This is a genomic window from Acinetobacter brisouii CIP 110357 (assembly GCF_000488275.1).
GTDB classification, from domain to species: domain Bacteria; phylum Pseudomonadota; class Gammaproteobacteria; order Pseudomonadales; family Moraxellaceae; genus Acinetobacter; species Acinetobacter brisouii.
Window position 1 is genome coordinate 2,215,256 of sequence record NZ_KI530762.1, and the last position, 18,214, is coordinate 2,233,469.

Below are 18,214 nucleotides of genomic sequence, written 5' to 3' on the forward strand. Positions count from 1 at the left end.
GCCACTCCAAGAAAACAAATTCATCATGTTGTCATAATGAATCTTTAGAATTAACAAATTCACCTGTTTAAATCAATACTTTTCTGTCAGAAGATGACGGAATGTTCAGTGATTCACGATATTTGGCAACCGTACGCCGTGCAACATCAATTCCATCTTCTTTCAACAAATTTGCAATTGCGTTATCAGACAATGGCTTACGTGGGTTTTCCACCGAGATCATTTTCTTAATCATGGCACGAATCGCTGTTGACGAACATTCCCCACCTGCTGTTGTGCCGACATGACTTGAAAAGAAATATTTCAGCTCAAACAAACCGCGCGGCGTCAAAATATATTTATTGGTCGTCACCCGAGATACTGTAGATTCATGTAACTCAACTTCTTCAGCAACATCCCGCAGTACCAAAGGCTTCATCGCTTCTGGGCCTTGCTCTAAAAAGGCTTTCTGATGCCTTACAATACAACTTGCCACTTTCAGCAAAGTTTTATGGCGCTCATCAATACTCTTAATAAAATTTTTGGCTTCTAGCATCTGATTACGTAAATACTGATTATCCGAGCTTTGGTCAGCGCGGCGAATCATACTCGAGTAAAACGAGTTAATGCGTAATTTTGGCATGACATCTGGATTCAACTGAACTTGCCAATGATCCTGTTTTTTCATCACGACGACATCAGGAATCTGGTATTCAGACTCTCCTGAATCAAAATCACTACCTGGATACGGTTTTAAAGTTTTAACCAAATTAATGGCAGCTTTTAATTGCTCTGCATTTAATCCAGTTTGTTTCATCAGTTTGTTAATATCATTCGCAACCAGTAATGGATAATACTCAAGCATTTTCAAAGCTTCATAACGTGAAGCCGTCGTTGCTGGCAGATATTCCAACTGGATTTTTAGACACTCTGCTAAATTACGTGAGCCAATTCCAATCGGATCAAGATGTTGCAAATGCTTTAAAACAACCAGAACTTCGTCATCTTCAATAATGTCATCGTAATCTAGTTCTTGTAATAAATGCTGTGATGACGCTGTAATTTCTTCAATCTCAGCATCCAGAAAACCTTTTTCATCCAATGAGTCGATAATACAATAGGCAATCAATTGATCAATTTTAGAGAAATGCAATAAATTGACCTGATTCAGCATGTGTTCTTGCAAGCTCAAATGGCTTTGGCGATTATCTTCACGCTCTTCAAATTCTGCTGCGCCCAATGCTGTCGATTGATGGGTATAGACCTCATCCCAGTCGGTATCAACAGGTAAATCATCAGGTAAATAGTCGGCATTTAACTCTTGGGTTAAATCCTTATTTTCATACTCATGCTCTGCCTCACTGTTACTATCGGCATCGGCACTCGACAACTCTTCGACTTTTTCAAGTAATGGATTACTTTCTAACTGAATTTGAATTTCTTGTTCTAATTCAAGGCTAGAAAGCTGTAAAAGTCGGATAGCCTGTTGCAATTGTGGCGTGAGCGACAATGAGTTGGCAATTTTTAATCCTACAGACAACTTCATAAAGATTTCTATCCCAAGAGACCCAAGCAATTTTTATGCCGTTCTTATGGTTATAGCATATAGTTAATAAAAAACATACAAGAAAACGTAAATTATGCCTGACTCTGAAAATCAGAAAAAATAAATACTCACTGCTATCAATTTTAAATAGATTTAAATAAGCCTACAGCACTGAAGCGCATAAAAGACCAACCATTTGAATTGATATAAAAGAGTTATCGATGCTTGACCGTATAAATTGAAGAAAATTAATATCTTCGTATTCTCAATACACTTAGGATTTAAATTTTGCTTACTCAAAATAAAAAAATTTTTTATTTCAATAACATTTTACCAATAACATTACTTTCAACATTAGTAGGCTGCACCAGTCTTGGACCACATAGTGGCTCGGTTGCCTCTCGTTCTGTACGTCTATCTTCAGGGCTACAAAAGGCCTATACAGTATCGCCATCCAAAGCACAGCGACTTTCTCCAATGATTATTCAAAGTGCCGACCAATACCAAGTCCCTCCATTACTGGTTGCTGCACTTATTAAACAAGAATCTAACTACAATAGTGCAGCACACTCAGCAACTGGTGCAGTTGGTCTTACACAAATTATTCCAAGCTATTGGCAAGAAAAATGTGTGGGAAATTTATACAATGAAGCGACTAATATTCAATGCAGTGCCTATATTTTAAATCACTACCATGAATTATCTGGAAGTTGGTTTAAAGCCACAGCTTATTATAATGTTGGACCAACAGGCTATGAATCCAGTTTTTGGACACGACATAAAGCCAAGAAATATGCACGTCAGGTTAGACGTCACGAAAAAGAGTTAAAGGCAGCATTATAAATTTCAAACGAAATAGATTTAAGCCCAATCAAGAGATTAGGCTTATGTATTATTAAATGAGTTATAAGGATTTTAAAAATGCGACAACATCTGTATTTCCAGCCATTTCCGCAAGTTCAAGTGCCGTATATTTAACTCGATGATCGATTCTTGCACCTTTACTGACCAACAATCTGACCACATCTAAATGGTCATTTTCAGCAGCAGCTTGTAACGCACTATACCCTTCATCATCCGTCTGATTTGGATCTGAACCATCTAGCAATAATTGTTCAACTTGTTCTATATCACCTAAAGATGACCAATAAACAAGCTCAGGTAGATGAAGTTCTTCATCATCTTCAGGAATCGGAGTAAAAGAATTGAGTTTCATATGATTTAACCAGTTTTTGTTTTGGCTCTATTAATACAATTAAAACCTAAATTGCATGGCACATCTAGATAAAAATTTGACGAGAATCTAATGTAGAATGCCGAACAAACTGACTTTCTAGCTTTAATATATCAACATTAGATGGCTTTTATTTCTTTGCAATCACTTGTGCAAGTACAATTCGCCCCTCTTCTAGGTTCCGGCGCTGATTTTGAGCCATCAATTGAAAATCATTTCCGAGCAGAATATGAAATCCAAGAGGTGGCAAACCTTGGTTTTTAATCTTTTCTGCAAGCCTCACAAACCATTCACGTGCCACTTCCGTTGTGTCTGTCCAATCCGTAATCGTAAATCCTGTATTAACAAGAAGCTGATGCAATTCAGCAGGTTGAACAAGGAAACTCGTATCGGCTGTTCGTGCCCATGGCACTGGAAAAATAACTGATTCCGATGAGCCAGCAAGAACATCGTAGATAGCAAGTGTACCGCCCGACTTTAATACCCGATACATCTCTTTATATAATTGAGCCTTATCAGAAATGTTCATGGCAGCATGTTCCGTCCATACGACATCAAATGTCTGATCATCAAATGGTAGTTGTGTTGCATCAGCCTGTTGAAAATCTACTAGGTTCAAAAGATCAGTCTTAGCAGTGAGTATTTTAGCTACTTTGCAATAATCATCTGTTAAGTCAATACCTGTAACACGGCAGCCAAATTCTTTAGCAAGACAACGTGATGTTCCGCCTACTCCACTACCTACGTCGAGTACATACTTTGTTGCATCTAGCCCAGCTGCTCGGGCCAGTTCGAGCATCGCTACTCTTCCTCGGATATGAAACTCATCAATTGGTGCTAGATCTTCAAGTGTTAAACAGCTTAAATCCTTTCCTGATTTTTCAAGTGCAGCCAATATGACCTCACTTAAATCGTGGTGAGTTTGATGATAATGCGTTTGGATTGCTTCGTTAATCGTAGTTTGCATACACAAGTTCCTTCTTATGTGGCTTAACTTTATGAGTTAAATTTTATTGTGAACCAACTTTAATTTAAGTAAACCACTTATTCAGCCATCCAAATTTGTGGCTCTTCTCTACTAAAAATACTAGCACAGCCATTTTTTCCAAGAATTAGATACTCATGTGGCCTTTCACTTCCACCCTTGGCTAACTGTCCCTGAAGAAAGCCATCACGTTCAGACTTCTGGTCAAACTAGCCACCAGAATTTATCCTCCATATCCATCCTGGAACACAACTTTCATCATCCCAATAATTTAGCAAATCTCCTTCATCAAGAATGTGAAGGCCAATTGAAGAAAAACTAACATAAACAGGAATTGATTGATCAGGAAAAATCAGTGTTATTTCTAGCTTCCACTATGTATTTATAAAAATTATGATTAGAGTATTTTTAATATAGAAAGTTTTAAACATTACCTTTAAATAGCTTTAATTTAAACAATAGGCAATAGCATGATTCAAAAATAAAAATTTAAACGAATTTTATAAAAAATGCTCCAATAAAAAAGCACCCCCTGCTCTATTGAGTCAGGGGGTGCTTAGAATAATGAGCTGGCGATGACTTACTCTCACATGGGTAACCCCACACTACCATCAGCGCTAAGAGGTTTCACTTCTGAGTTCGGGAAGGGATCAGGTGGTTCACTCTTGCTATGGTCGCCAGCACAACTGTTTATGGACATTTTCGGGTTTTATGCTCAGATCATGTTGATCTTGTTGCTACCGTACTGTGTACCAAATGAGTTATTAACAAATTGGTTAACTGAGTCGAATTTTATGTTCTAGCGTTTACTAAATCAAGTTCTTTGTTTCAGATCAGATTTAACTGATCTTTTATGAATCGATTTAAGCTTTATATACAACTGCTTGGGTGTTGTATAGTCAAGCCTCACGAGCAATTAGTATTGGTCAGCTTCACATATCACTATGCTTCCACACCCAACCTATCAACGTCCTAGTCTCGAACGGCTCTTTAGAGGAATAAATTCCTAGGGAAATCTTATCTTGAGGTAGGCTTCCCGCTTAGATGCTTTCAGCGGTTATCCCTTCCGAACATAGCTACCCGGCGATGCGACTGGCGTCACAACCGGTACACCAGAGGTTCGTCCACTCTGGTCCTCTCGTACTAGGAGCAGATCCTCTCAAATTTCCAGCGCCCACGGTAGATAGGGACCGAACTGTCTCACGACGTTCTAAACCCAGCTCGCGTACCTCTTTAAATGGCGAACAGCCATACCCTTGGGACCTGCTTCAGCCCCAGGATGAGATGAGCCGACATCGAGGTGCCAAACACCGCCGTCGATATGAACTCTTGGGCGGTATCAGCCTGTTATCCCCAGAGTACCTTTTATCCGTTGAGCGATGGCCCTTCCATACAGAACCACCGGATCACTAAGACCTACTTTCGTACCTGCTCGACTTGTGGGTCTCGCAGTTAAGCGCGCTTTTGCCTTTATACTCTACGCGTGATTTCCGACCACGCTGAGCGCACCTTCGTACTCCTCCGTTACTCTTTAGGAGGAGACCGCCCCAGTCAAACTACCCACCAGACATGGTCCTCGTCCCGGATCACGGGACAGAGTTAGAACCTCAATATTACCAGGGTGGTATTTCAAGGATGGCTCCATTGGAACTGGCGTCCCAACTTCAAAGCCTCCCACCTATCCTACACAAGTAAGATCAAAGTTCAATGTCAAGCTGCAGTAAAGGTTCACGGGGTCTTTCCGTCTAGCCGCGGGTACACCGCATCTTCACGGCGAATTCGATTTCACTGAGCCTCTGCTGGAGACAGCGCCGCCATCATTATGCCATTCGTGCAGGTCGGAACTTACCCGACAAGGAATTTCGCTACCTTAGGACCGTTATAGTTACGGCCGCCGTTTACTGGGGCTTCGATCAAGAGCTTCGCTTACGCTAACCCCATCAATTAACCTTCCAGCACCGGGCAGGCATCACACCCTATACGTCCACTTTCGTGTTTGCAGAGTGCTATGTTTTTAATAAACAGTTGCAGCGGCCTGGTTTCTGTGGCTGCCAATAGCTCATCCCGCAAGGGGAATCACCGTCAGCAGCGTACCTTCTCCCGAAGTTACGGTACCATTTTGCCTAGTTCCTTCAGCAGAGTTCTCTCAAGCGCTTTGGTCTACTCGACCTGACCACCTGTGTCGGTTTAGGGTACGATTCCTGTGTAACTGAAGCTTAGAGACTTTTCTTGGAAGCATGGTATCAGCCACTTCACTGTACAAGTACAGCTTGCTATCAACTCTCAGCATAGAGCACCCCGGATTTGCCTAAGATGCATGCCTACTGTCTTTCACCTGGACAACCAACGCCAGGCTGACCTAACCTTCTCCGTCCTCTCATCGCATTACACAGAAGTATTGGAATATTAACCAATTTCCCATCGACTACGCCTTTCGGCCTCGCCTTAGGGGTCGACTCACCCAGCCCCGATTAACGTTGGACTGGAACCCTTGGTCTTTCAGCGAACGGGTTTTTCACCCGTTTTGTCGTTACTCACGTCAGCATTCGCACTTCTGATACCTCCAGCAGACTTCTCAATCCACCTTCATCGGCTTACAGAACGCTCCCCTACCACTTGACTAATGTCAAATCCGCAGCTTCGGCACATAGTTTTAGCCCCGTTACATCTTCCGCGCAGGCCGACTCGACTAGTGAGCTATTACGCTTTCTTTAAAGGGTGGCTGCTTCTAAGCCAACCTCCTAGCTGTCTATGCCTTCCCACATCGTTTCCCACTTAACTATGATTTTGGGGCCTTAGCTGGCGGTCTGGATTGTTTTCCTCTTGACTACGGACGTTAGCACCCGCAGTCTGTCTCCCGGATAGTACTCATAGGTATTCGGAGTTTGCATCGGTTTGGTAAGTCGGGATGACCCCCTAGCCGAAACAGTGCTCTACCCCCTATGGTATTCGTCCGAGGCGCTACCTAAATAGCTTTCGGGGAGAACCAGCTATCACCGAGTTTGATTAGCCTTTCACCCCTATCCACAAGTCATCCCCCGGCTTTTCAACGACGGTGGGTTCGGTCCTCCAGTTAGTGTTACCCAACCTTCAACCTGCTCATGGATAGATCACCCGGTTTCGGGTCTATACCCAGCGACTAAAACGCCCTATTAAGACTCGATTTCTCTACGGCTCCCCTATACGGTTAACCTCGCCACTGAATATAAGTCGCTGACCCATTATACAAAAGGTACGCAGTCACACCACGAAGGTGCTCCCACTGCTTGTATGCATGCGGTTTCAGGATCTATTTCACTCCCCTCACAGGGGTTCTTTTCGCCTTTCCCTCACGGTACTGGTTCACTATCGGTCAGTCAGGAGTATTTAGCCTTGGAGGATGGTCCCCCCATATTCAGACAAGGTTTCACGTGCCTCGCCTTACTCGTCATCATTATATGTGCCCTTTCGTGTACGGGACTATCACCCTCTACGGTTGCACTTCCCAGAGCATTCCGCTAAAACACATATAACTTAATGGGCTGATCCCCGTTCGCTCGCCGCTACTGAGGGAATCTCAATTGATTTCTTTTCCTAAGGGTACTGAGATGTTTCACTTCCCCTCGTTCGCCTTGCAACACTATGTATTCATGTTGCAATACCTACCTTATGGTAAGTGGGTTCCCCCATTCAGACATCTCCGGATCACAGGATATTTGCCGCCTCCCCGAAGCTTTTCGCAGGCTATCACGTCTTTCATCGCCTCTGACTGCCAAGGCATCCACCACATGCACTTAATTACTTGACTATACAACCCCAAACAGTCGTTATTACCTACAAGTAGTAATAAGACATGATCAATGATTTCTCATCAATCTCTTACAGTTTGAAGTACTGTGTATCTAAACACTGTACAGCTTCAATCTAATTCATATACCAAAACGCTTGATTCAGTTAATTTGCTAGTTCTCATTTCATTCTTTCGAATGAATGAGTTGAACAATTTATTTCAGACTCAATTTTACCAATCTGTTAATGAGTTAATGTGCCCTCGTCGGATCACACTAATACCGTGATACTTAAATCACAGAAGTTAATAAAATAAAACCTTCAGGTTTTTCTCTTACTAAATTCTGTAATCTTTAGCTCGAACTCTAATCTTCAGAATTCGTGGTGGAGACTAGGAGAGTCGAACTCCTGACCTCCTGCGTGCAAAGCAGGCGCTCTACCAACTAAGCTAAGTCCCCAGCTTATATCATCAATTTATATCGAATTGTCTTTGGTGGGTCTGACAAGACTTGAACTTGTGACCCCACGCTTATCAAGCGTGTGCTCTAACCAACTGAGCTACAGACCCATTCGATATACCAGAAGAACAACTTGTTGTGGATTCTTACCAATCAATCCGTCTTTTCGTTAAGGAGGTGATCCAGCCGCAGGTTCCCCTACGGCTACCTTGTTACGACTTCACCCCAGTCATCGGCCACACCGTGGTAACCGCCCTCATTGCTGTTAGGCTAGCTACTTCTGGTGCAACAAACTCCCATGGTGTGACGGGCGGTGTGTACAAGGCCCGGGAACGTATTCACCGCGGCATTCTGATCCGCGATTACTAGCGATTCCGACTTCATGGAGTCGAGTTGCAGACTCCAATCCGGACTACGATCGGCTTTTTGAGATTAGCATCCTATCGCTAGGTAGCAACCCTTTGTACCGACCATTGTAGCACGTGTGTAGCCCTGGCCGTAAGGGCCATGATGACTTGACGTCGTCCCCGCCTTCCTCCAGTTTGTCACTGGCAGTATCCTTAAAGTTCCCGACATTACTCGCTGGCAAATAAGGAAAAGGGTTGCGCTCGTTGCGGGACTTAACCCAACATCTCACGACACGAGCTGACGACAGCCATGCAGCACCTGTATCTAAGTTCCCGAAGGCACCAATCCATCTCTGGAAAGTTCTTAGTATGTCAAGGCCAGGTAAGGTTCTTCGCGTTGCATCGAATTAAACCACATGCTCCACCGCTTGTGCGGGCCCCCGTCAATTCATTTGAGTTTTAGTCTTGCGACCGTACTCCCCAGGCGGTCTACTTATCGCGTTAGCTGCGCCACTAAGGTCTCAAAGACCCCAACGGCTAGTAGACATCGTTTACGGCATGGACTACCAGGGTATCTAATCCTGTTTGCTCCCCATGCTTTCGTACCTCAGCGTCAGTATTAGGCCAGATGGCTGCCTTCGCCATCGGTATTCCTCCAGATCTCTACGCATTTCACCGCTACACCTGGAATTCTACCATCCTCTCCCATACTCTAGCTAACCAGTATCGAATGCAATTCCCAAGTTAAGCTCGGGGATTTCACATTTGACTTAATTAGCCGCCTACGCACGCTTTACGCCCAGTAAATCCGATTAACGCTTGCACCCTCTGTATTACCGCGGCTGCTGGCACAGAGTTAGCCGGTGCTTATTCTGCGAGTAACGTCCACTTACTTTGGGTATTAACCAAAGAAGCCTCCTCCTCGCTTAAAGTGCTTTACAACCAAAAGGCCTTCTTCACACACGCGGCATGGCTGGATCAGGCTTTCGCCCATTGTCCAATATTCCCCACTGCTGCCTCCCGTAGGAGTCTGGGCCGTGTCTCAGTCCCAGTGTGGCGGATCATCCTCTCAGACCCGCTACAGATCGTCGCCTTGGTAGGCCTTTACCCCACCAACTAGCTAATCCGACTTAGGCTCATCTATTAGCACAAGGTCCGAAGATCCCCTGCTTTCTCCCGTAGGACGTATGCGGTATTAGCGTTCCTTTCGAAACGTTGTCCCCCACTAATAGGCAGATTCCTAAGCATTACTCACCCGTCCGCCGCTAAGCTAAGGTGCAAGCACCTTCGCTCCGCTCGACTTGCATGTGTTAAGCCTGCCGCCAGCGTTCAATCTGAGCCATGATCAAACTCTTCAGTTTAAAATCATTGCACTTTACTAAAAGTGCTAAATCTGGCTCATTAATCTTACTGACTAAAAATTCGCTCAAATAAACTTCGAGAAATTTCTACCAATTCAATCAATGAAATATATATTCGACTGATCAACTGATAAAAATCCACACAAGTTGTTCTTCCAATTCTCTTAATGATCTTCTCGATGATTCGTCATCATCAAGCTAGGTCGGCTATGTTACTCTATTTTAAAACAAAGTCAACAGGTAATTTCGATATTTTTTAAAACTCATTCAATCAACTAAAAACTTATCTATCTAGCTAAGCCCTTGTTAATCAACAAGTTTTTATCTGCATCACCGCCGATGGATACGCATTATAGACCATAACCATTCTAACGCAACCCCATTCTTCAATATTTCTATTCACCTGCCTCTTTTTTAGCCTATTTCGGGGTTTTTCTGCATTTTTTGCTTAATTATACAGCTGTTTTGATAAATTAGTTTCTTTTTTTCATATTGTGATAATCACATTTCAATTTTATTCATGCTATATAATGGTTAAAATTAAATTATCTAACTAAAATGTCGGAAATGCGTATGCGTAGTCAGTTTTCTGTATTGTGGGTTTCTTTAGTTGCGCTGAGTGTCAGTGGTTCTGTTCTGGCAGCAGAATCAGATGCTTCTACCTCTGTAAATGAAACTCAGGCTCAATCGACTGCTGCAAAAGGCTCTCGTATTGATAAAATTAAGGCATTTTCCGAAAAAACAATTAAAGACTTAAAAGTCGATGCCAATGCAACTCAGCCTGATGAAGTTAAAGACCCTTTTCAACCACTCAACCGTAAGATCTTTGTCTTTAATGACTATATAGATCGCTATGCCCTACGACCTATAGCTGTACAGTATCAGGCGAAGATTCCTGTCGAAGTACGTGGTTCGTATCGTCAATTTCGGGGCAATTTAGCTGAACCTTGGAATGCAACCAACCAAGTTATTCAATGGAAACCTAAGCGCGCACTTCAAACGGTGGGACGGTTTTTAATTAATAGTATTACAACATTAGGCTTAGCAGATCCAGCAAGTCGTCTAGGCCTAGATGAAGAAGAAGAAAGCTTGGGCACGACATTGGGTTATTATGGTGTTTCTTCAGGCCCATACTTGATGGTGCCATTTCTTGGTCCAAGCACTTTACGTGATGGCTTTGGTTTTATTGTTGATAGTCAGGCAAGCCCACAAAAGTATATTTTGCAAGAGAATTACCCTGGATTATATTGGGGAGATTGGGCGCTCTATGCAATTGATGTCCGTAGTTCACTGTTAGATGTTGATCAGGGTTTGCAAGGTGACCGTTACGCAGCAATCCGAGATGCCTACTTACAGCGAAAACGCTTTGTCATTGCAGAGAAAAAAGGAGATTCGAGTCAGGAAACTTCTTTTATTGATGAGAATGATGGAGTAGATAGTAGTACACCAGCCGATTCTCAGCCTAATAATAAATAATGATTTGTGATTAGCATTATTTATTATATTTTGAATCAACCATTGATGTAAAAGGACTGTTCTCTCATTTATGTATTTCATTCAACCTACTCGAACAATACCTCATTTAGAGCGTGTGTTAAGTGCTTTACCGAGCCTACAAATGATTCATATAGAGGACATTTCCCTTTACGATCAAAGCATTATTGCAATTGCTGACGTACAAGATTTTTTGGAACATCAATGGGAATTACCAACAATTGTACTTGCTTTTGAAAATGAAGGTTCTGCGCTTGCGCAAGCATGGCAAGCAGGTGCTTTAGCAGGATGGATTTGGTATCAACTCCCTGAAAAGCCGACTGAAGCGCTTGCTAAAATTGATGCCCAATATAAACGTAATCAGGATAGCCGCGACTTACCCTCTGCTGCCATTTTGCAAAAAAAACTGCTTCCAACCCCGCTTGAATTGCCTAACTATAAAATAGAATCATTTTTCAAACCATCTGCCTATTTGTCGGGAGACTGGTACGATTACTGGAAAATCAGCGATAAAGAAATTATTTTTTATCTTGCTGATGTTTCAGGTCACGGCGTGACCAGCAGTTTACTGACTTCATGGATGGCTGCTTTTCATGGTCGCTCTAAAACCCCCCGTGAGCTAATTAAAAAGCTCAATGGTATGTTAGTTCAAGAAAATATTGAAAAACATATCACGATGATTACGGGAATTTTAAATTTTGAGACCCATCATTTACGCTGGTCCAGTGCAGGACATTACCCTCCAGCAATCTTATTTGAACCAAATCAGCCCCCGAAAATTTTAAATACCAGCAGCTTTCCACTAGGCCTAACTGAAGACTTAGAAGTTGAGGAATTTGAATGTATTTTAAGCAAACAAGCACGTTTCATTGTGTGTTCGGACGGGGCACTAGAACCATTTGACGGCGGTTTAAATGAACAATTTCAAAAACTTGTCGAACATTTGCAAAATCACACATTTGAAGCACCTGCGCATGTCGCTGATGATATTGCAATTCTAAGTTTGTGCCGAGTAAAGTAGCAAAAAAACCTATATCGTAGTTTTTTGTAATTAATTTTCACTGCTCAACCACTTGAGTATGTCCCCCCCCTATGTGATAATTTTCTAATCCTTCTCAAAAAATGGCATATATATGTCAACAGGTCATGTTGAATATGCAAGTTTGAATGGCACGCATTTTTTCAAGATTATTGGAGAAGTTCGCGCACAATCTTGTATTAGTTTAGACAAACTTTTGAGTAAGATTGAACAGCAAAGCAACGTTAAAGGTGCGGTTGTCGATTTAACTCAAACTACATTTATCGATAGTACAGTTCTCGGGATTTTAGCAAAACTCGGGATCAAGCTGAAACAGGCACACCAGATTCAGGCCGTGATGCTATCGACGAACCCAGATATCACTACTCTCGCAAATAGCATGGGCTTAGGGCAGGTTTTTATCATGCTCAACTGTGGTGATAACAATGTCTGTACGCGCACGCTTGTTGATGAAAATATTACCCACAAGGCAATGCTCAATACTGTCTTAGATGCTCACCGCACTTTGATGGAATTGAATGATAGTAATCAAAATATTTTTGAACCTTTAGTGAAACAACTCGAAAAAGAACAAGATCAATTTGAAGAAGAAGTTGTTAATCCTCATAATGCTTAATAAAAAATAGCAAAGGAACGCTTGCCATGACTTTACTCTCTGTTGCCCAAATGAACTCACAAAATAGCATTGAAGATAACTTCAAGCAGGTTGAGTTACTGATTCAGCAGAGTAAAGCACAAGGGGCATCTTTGATTACTTTTCCTGAAAATTTTATTTGTTTTGCCGCAGGTAAACAGCGCGAAACAGCTGAACAATTTGAAAGTATTCAACAGCGTTTAGAACAGCTTGCACATCAGTATCAAATTTGGATTATTGCAGGAACTTTGCCTTGCCCGTTTCGTCCTGATGGTTCAATTGTGCCTGATGGTCGTGTGCGCACCAGCAGTTTATGTATCAGCCCAGAAGGAACTGAAGCACGTTATGACAAAATTCATTTGTTTGATGTGCAGGTAGCGGATGGCGTAGGTGGTTATCAGGAATCCAAGTTTTTTGAACCTGGCGATGAAGTGGTGGTTGCATCAACTCCGTTTGGTCAGATTGGTTTAATGGTCTGCTATGATCTGCGTTTCCCGGAGTTGGCGCTGACGTTAAGACAACGTGGTGCGGATATTTTAACAGCGCCCGCAGCGTTTACTTACACGACAGGACAAATGCACTGGCAGCTTTTACTACAAGCTCGAGCAATGGACAGTCAATGCTATGTCCTTGGCGCGGCTCAGCAAGGTTGGCATGGAGAAAAACGCCAGACTTGGGGACATGCCGGAATCACCAATAGCCGCGGTCAGTTACTCGCACTGGTGGAAGATGAAGGTGCACAATTAATTACGGTTGCTTTTGACCACAATGAGCATCAACAAGTTCAGGCAGCCATGCCTTTAATACAACACCGCCGCTTATTACAATTTTAATTTTTTGGTTTTTATTGAATACAATCACGCCTGTAATTGTACTGTTGCCCTCTATACTCCTGACTTTTAACCCATTAAAGTGATAGGCAAAGCTTATCATCTAAGGAAATGTTGTGTCGGATTTAGATCTCATGGATGATCACTGGGAAAAACATATTAAATGGTGGGGTGAATATCATTTTGAGTTACACCAAACTCGTACTTGGCAATTTGGTTCATTACTATTTCGCTTAACCCGTGGCGCTCAGGAATGGCGTATGGAATATCATCGTCCGACGATCCAGTTTGACTATGAACAGCAATGGAAAGAAATTTTAGAGCCTGATTTTCCTTTTCCACTGCCTGTCCATGTCGAGCGCTATATGTTTCGTAAAATGGGCAATACCTTCCAACTGTTACCACGGCTTGCCGATCGTTCCGTAGTGATTCGCCCTGTCGACCCAATGTACATTCCTGCAGGGCAACGTGGCTTGCTGTATATTAGCACCCCGCTTTGGATTACAGGATTCGCCGAAGGACAACGCGAACCGCTGTTTGATATTCCAGTTATTCGTCCAAAAGATACTTGGTTTGGCCCAGACAAACTTTCTGGTGAACTCTGCTATGCCACAGCAGTTGATGGTCGTACCGAATTAGAACAACTTAAGCCACGCGCCTTTCGCGCAGTTACCCCGATTATTTTTCATAACAGTAGTCACGAACAGCTACGCTTTGACCGTATGAATGTGCCTGTGCCTGCCCTACCTCTATTTTATAGTGAAAGCACAGGACGCTTATGGACATCGCACATTAAAGTGGTTCATGAATCTTCCGATCGTCCACCTCGGGTACGGATTGAAAATCGGACTCCACCGAAAGCGGGTGAGGTGGTTTATGTGCATGCACCGCGTTCACCTGGTGGTGCATTGTTTAATATGTTTGACTCATTTTTTTAGGATCGTGAATGGAAAAATCGCAAATTCCTCAGGGACTGCTTTCCAGTTTCAAAGATGTGTTTACCAACATCCATATTAATGTCGAACGCATTTCCGATATGTTTGTGGCAGCCACGCTATGCCTGATTGGCTTTGCACTTGCCCGTTTGGTCTCAAATACATTTATACGTACACTTGGTGCGAAGTTTAATGCCCATCAGCGTATGGTGTGGCGGCGCGGGATTTTCTACACGATTTTCCTGTTTTTTGTCATGGCAGGCTTACGGGAAGCAGGCTTTAAAGTCAGTGTTTTTTTGGGTGCGGCAGGAATTCTGACCGTTGCTTTAGGCTTTGCCTCACAAACTTCGGCAACCAACCTCATCAGTGGTCTGTTTCTGATCGGTGAAGGTTCTTTTGAAGTCGGTGATACCATTCAGCTGACTTTACTCCGAGGTCAATTGATAGAAGGAGAAGTGATTTCAATTGATTTACTCTCAGTCAAACTTCTGACTCTGGATAATATTTATATTCGCCTACCCAATGAACAGCTGATCAAGACCCCTGTTTATAACCTGTCAAAATACCCGATTCGGCGTATTCCAATTACCCTTGCAGTCAACTTTCATGAAAATCTCGCTAAAGTGCGTGAAGTGCTCCTGACCACTGCCAAGCATCATGTTCTGGTACTGGATGACCCTAAACCTGCAATGACGGTCACGGCTTTTGGAGAATCCTCGATTGAGCTGCTATTTGCCATTTGGTGTCAGCAAGAAAATTATCTGCTGGTCAAAGATGAAATGCAGGAACGGGTTCGCGATGCCTTTGTAAAAAACAATATCGAGATTCCTGTACCAAAAATCGGTTTTGTGGGCGGCAGCAATCATCTGCCACCACTCTAACTAGGTTTGTTTAAACTACTCAAAAGCAATCATCAGCTCAGTCGGCTGATGATTCTGGTTGTTGGGATGCAGGTGGTAACGGCGCCAGATAAGCAATAATCAGCATCATGCCCCCTGCTCCAATAAATGAAATCACCCGTGTCAACGTCGCACTTTGTGATAAATCCAGCAATGCCAGTTTAAACACTACAATCGCCAGAATACACGCTCCCATATACCAGACTTCACGCATGGCTTTACGACTCGCAACAGTCATACCCACGCATGCCAGTAATGTCCATAGCAAGGTCAGGCTAAGTTGAACCGCACCATTGTGCCAGATGTCCACACTCCATAACGGCGTATTTAACAGATGATGTAAGGCACGTACCATCACACTGCTCAGTACCCAAAGCAGCATAAAAAACAGGCTCGCTTTCAAGAAGCGTTGCCAAAGCAGTGAAGGTAACTGAATCTGCTGTAGCCAGAGCATGCCACACAGCATGGCAAGACTGAGTACATCAATCGGGTTGAATAAAGGGATGACATAGTATGCCTGTATCGCATCTTGATCGACATTGACCAGCAACAACCAAAGCAGATTACAAAACCATATTTCAGGATGTTGTAGCCATGCTTTGTTGTTTTGGATAACCGCAGTCCACAACCAGACTGTAGGTAACGCCCCCAAGGCCATGATCGGTGCCTGCACCCATAGGCCTAGACCTGCCAGTGCCAGACTCGCCCACAGCAACAGCGCAAGTAAACGGTTCGAATCATGCTGGCGCTGTGTCCAGTACAACAATCCACTCTGTAATACTGCAGCAACTGCACAAAACAATGCAAAGCCGCTATTTTTCCAGTGCTGCAAACCCTGCCAAATCTGTAGTTGCTCCAAGGCGATTATCAGCCCGATCAGGATTATTGTACTGATGATCAGCTGCTCGGCTATCCATTCTATCGACTGTTTCAGAGTAACAACCACATAAAAAACCGCATATAACAGCGATGCAACTGCCAGCTTTGCCAATAAACCATAGGCTTGCCAGTGGAAAATTTCCACGCTGGCGGCACTGCCACTATATAAGGCAAATACCAAAAAGAAGCTGATGGGCGGAATCGCTGCAACACGGCGCTCTGGTGTACGCGTATCTTGCAAGAGAAAATACACAGCAACGGACTGCACTAGAGTATAAATACAGGCACTTAGGATTGGAAAAACTTCATCTGACCAGATCTGAAAAAATAGCGCGCCTGCACTACAAAACAATAAGGCTTCACCAATAATACGACTAAAACGATAACGCTCAGTGACACCCCATACAATCAGTGCAGTACCTTGAATCACCCAGCCTAGACTGGTCCAGTGTGCGCCTTTTGCCAGTGGAAAAATCAGGGCAAAAAATGCGGTTGCCAAAATCATAAAGCTCTTGCCAAGCAATGAAAGTTCGGCTTGTCGCTGACGAATCCACACAGTCAGCCCGAAATACACTGCAGCCAAACCTGCCGCAGCCAAGGTCAAGGCATGACTGGACTGGTGCATGAGACTGGCATGCAAGGTAAATCCAAACACAGGGACACTAAAAATCAGCCCAACATCTAAAATAGACACATAGCGCTGTAATTCCAATTTTTGCCGCAGCATTAATTGGCTATAGCGGATGCTCAGCCAAATAAAGAGTGCCAAATGCAGCCACAACAACATATCTAGATAATTGCGCTGACTATCGACATCGTGCGTGAACAGGCTCATGCCTGCCAGACCCATCGTGGCAAAAAATGCCAGATGATTGAGCAACTTCCACGACTGCACAAAATTAATTGCGGCAACCGCCAAATTTACCACCAAATAGTATTCCCATAAAAATACGGGATCAGGGCGATATTGCGGAATCAGTAACGGTGCCAGATACGCCATCCCCAACGCCAAAATCGCCAGTGAAATTTCTTTTTGTTTCAGGCTCAGCCATGTCGTGATGCATAGCAATCCAGCCAACACCACACTTGCCATAATCACACTGTTAATCAACAGAAAATGATAGGCAAAAATCAGGGTCAGAAAAATCACCGCCAACCCGACGCCCTGTACCGCTACGGCAAAGCGCAGATTACGATTTCCAAGCCAGTAGCCGATTGCAGTAGTGATGGCACCCGCTACCCCGATCGACAGTAAACGCATGCCCAGACTGACTTGCCAATATTCACTGGCAAAGCGCAGTAACAACACTACCCCGATCAGCAGCAAGACCACAGCAACTTTCAAAATCGGATTACCTTTCACCAGCCACTGTAAAACAGCTTGCCAATGAGGATTGCTTTGACTGGAAAATGCTATTTGCGGCTCTACTGGCTGTGGTGGAGTAGCGATTGAGACAGGAATTGGGGGTGGAACAACCTGAACGGGTGCCGATGCAGATTGATATGGCATTTGCTGCCTTTCCAGATCAGATAATCGTTGTTCCAGTCGATCTACCTGATTTTGCAGTCGAAGAATCAGCACAATAAAAAAACCAAATCCTGCCAGTAATAGCAAATACAGCCATTGCGACTTCCCGAATACATAGGCAAAGCACGCCAGCATCACCGAGAAGATCAAAACAAGGCTCATCATGACCGCTGATTTTTTCTGCAACATAGATTTCCTGATTGGTGCAGCCGTTTTATTGATGTTAACCGATCATCTGACCGAGATAAAACTCCCTTAATCCGATCTACTTCTGCATCAAAGTTAAAATTCACGTAAA

General features: G+C 43.3%; 11 protein-coding genes, 2 tRNA genes and 3 rRNA genes. 7 read left to right on the top strand and 9 right to left on the bottom strand.

Annotated features, from left to right (window positions below; translation table 11 throughout):
- Positions 1-67: 67 nt before the first annotated feature.
- The gene (locus P255_RS10690) at positions 68-1,525 is read right to left on the bottom strand and encodes an RNA polymerase factor sigma-54 (protein WP_004902020.1); all 1,458 of its coding nucleotides are present in this window, start codon (positions 1,523-1,525) and stop codon (positions 68-70) included.
- Positions 1,526-1,834: 309 nt separating this feature from the next.
- On the opposite strand from P255_RS10690, the gene P255_RS10695 reads away from it, so the two are divergent.
- Positions 1,835-2,368, top strand: coding sequence for a lytic transglycosylase domain-containing protein (locus tag P255_RS10695; RefSeq protein ID WP_044450661.1), 534 nt, complete (start codon positions 1,835-1,837; stop codon positions 2,366-2,368).
- A 61-nt stretch (positions 2,369-2,429) separates the two neighbouring features.
- Here the strand turns inward: P255_RS10695 and P255_RS10700 are convergent, their stop codons facing one another.
- From P255_RS10700 to P255_RS10730, 7 genes are all read right to left on the bottom strand, one after another.
- Positions 2,430-2,741: an ankyrin repeat domain-containing protein gene (locus P255_RS10700; protein WP_004902024.1), complete on the bottom strand. Its 312-nt coding sequence runs from the start codon at positions 2,739-2,741 to the stop codon at positions 2,430-2,432.
- A 148-nt stretch (positions 2,742-2,889) separates the two neighbouring features.
- On the bottom strand, positions 2,890-3,726 hold the full coding sequence (locus tag P255_RS10705) for a methyltransferase domain-containing protein (RefSeq protein WP_004902026.1): 837 nt from the start codon (positions 3,724-3,726) through the stop codon (positions 2,890-2,892).
- A gap of 585 nt (positions 3,727-4,311) precedes the next feature.
- Positions 4,312-4,426: ribosomal RNA gene (rrf, locus tag P255_RS10710) — 5S ribosomal RNA — on the bottom strand.
- 213 nt (positions 4,427-4,639) lie between these two features.
- Positions 4,640-7,531, bottom strand: a 23S ribosomal RNA gene (locus P255_RS10715).
- Positions 7,532-7,894: 363 nt separating this feature from the next.
- Positions 7,895-7,970 (bottom strand) — tRNA-Ala (locus tag P255_RS10720).
- Positions 7,971-8,003: 33 nt separating this feature from the next.
- Positions 8,004-8,080, bottom strand: a tRNA-Ile gene (locus tag P255_RS10725).
- Positions 8,081-8,140: 60 nt separating this feature from the next.
- Positions 8,141-9,678 (bottom strand): 16S ribosomal RNA (locus P255_RS10730).
- Together the 16S, 23S and 5S rRNA genes with 2 tRNA genes alongside form the textbook arrangement of a ribosomal RNA operon.
- Positions 9,679-10,251: 573 nt before the next feature.
- On the opposite strand from P255_RS10730, the gene P255_RS10735 reads away from it, so the two are divergent.
- The 6 genes from P255_RS10735 to P255_RS10760 all read left to right on the top strand — a co-directional run bounded on the left by P255_RS10735 (position 10,252) and on the right by P255_RS10760 (position 15,491).
- Entirely contained in the window at positions 10,252-11,154 is a 903-nt protein-coding gene (locus P255_RS10735) for an MlaA family lipoprotein (protein ID WP_004902028.1), read from the top strand.
- A 70-nt stretch (positions 11,155-11,224) separates the two neighbouring features.
- Positions 11,225-12,193, top strand: coding sequence for an RsbU family protein phosphatase GigA (gene gigA / locus P255_RS10740; RefSeq protein WP_004902030.1), 969 nt, complete (start codon positions 11,225-11,227; stop codon positions 12,191-12,193).
- A 112-nt stretch (positions 12,194-12,305) separates the two neighbouring features.
- The gene (gene gigB / locus P255_RS10745) at positions 12,306-12,827 is read left to right on the top strand and encodes an anti-anti-sigma factor GigB (RefSeq protein WP_004902032.1); all 522 of its coding nucleotides are present in this window, start codon (positions 12,306-12,308) and stop codon (positions 12,825-12,827) included.
- A gap of 26 nt (positions 12,828-12,853) precedes the next feature.
- Positions 12,854-13,678: a carbon-nitrogen hydrolase family protein gene (locus tag P255_RS10750; protein ID WP_004902034.1), complete on the top strand. Its 825-nt coding sequence runs from the start codon at positions 12,854-12,856 to the stop codon at positions 13,676-13,678.
- A gap of 131 nt (positions 13,679-13,809) precedes the next feature.
- Positions 13,810-14,613, top strand: a complete 804-nt coding sequence (locus P255_RS10755) for a DUF432 domain-containing protein (RefSeq protein ID WP_035365200.1) — start codon at positions 13,810-13,812, stop codon at positions 14,611-14,613.
- Positions 14,614-14,621: 8 nt separating this feature from the next.
- Positions 14,622-15,491, top strand: a complete 870-nt coding sequence (locus P255_RS10760; protein WP_004902037.1) for a mechanosensitive ion channel family protein — start codon at positions 14,622-14,624, stop codon at positions 15,489-15,491.
- 37 nt (positions 15,492-15,528) lie between these two features.
- Here P255_RS10760 and P255_RS10765 read toward each other — a convergent pair whose 3' ends face one another.
- Complete coding sequence (locus P255_RS10765) at positions 15,529-18,105, bottom strand: DUF2339 domain-containing protein (protein WP_004902039.1); 2,577 nt, start codon at positions 18,103-18,105, stop codon at positions 15,529-15,531.
- Between the last annotated feature and the right edge of the window lie 109 nt (positions 18,106-18,214).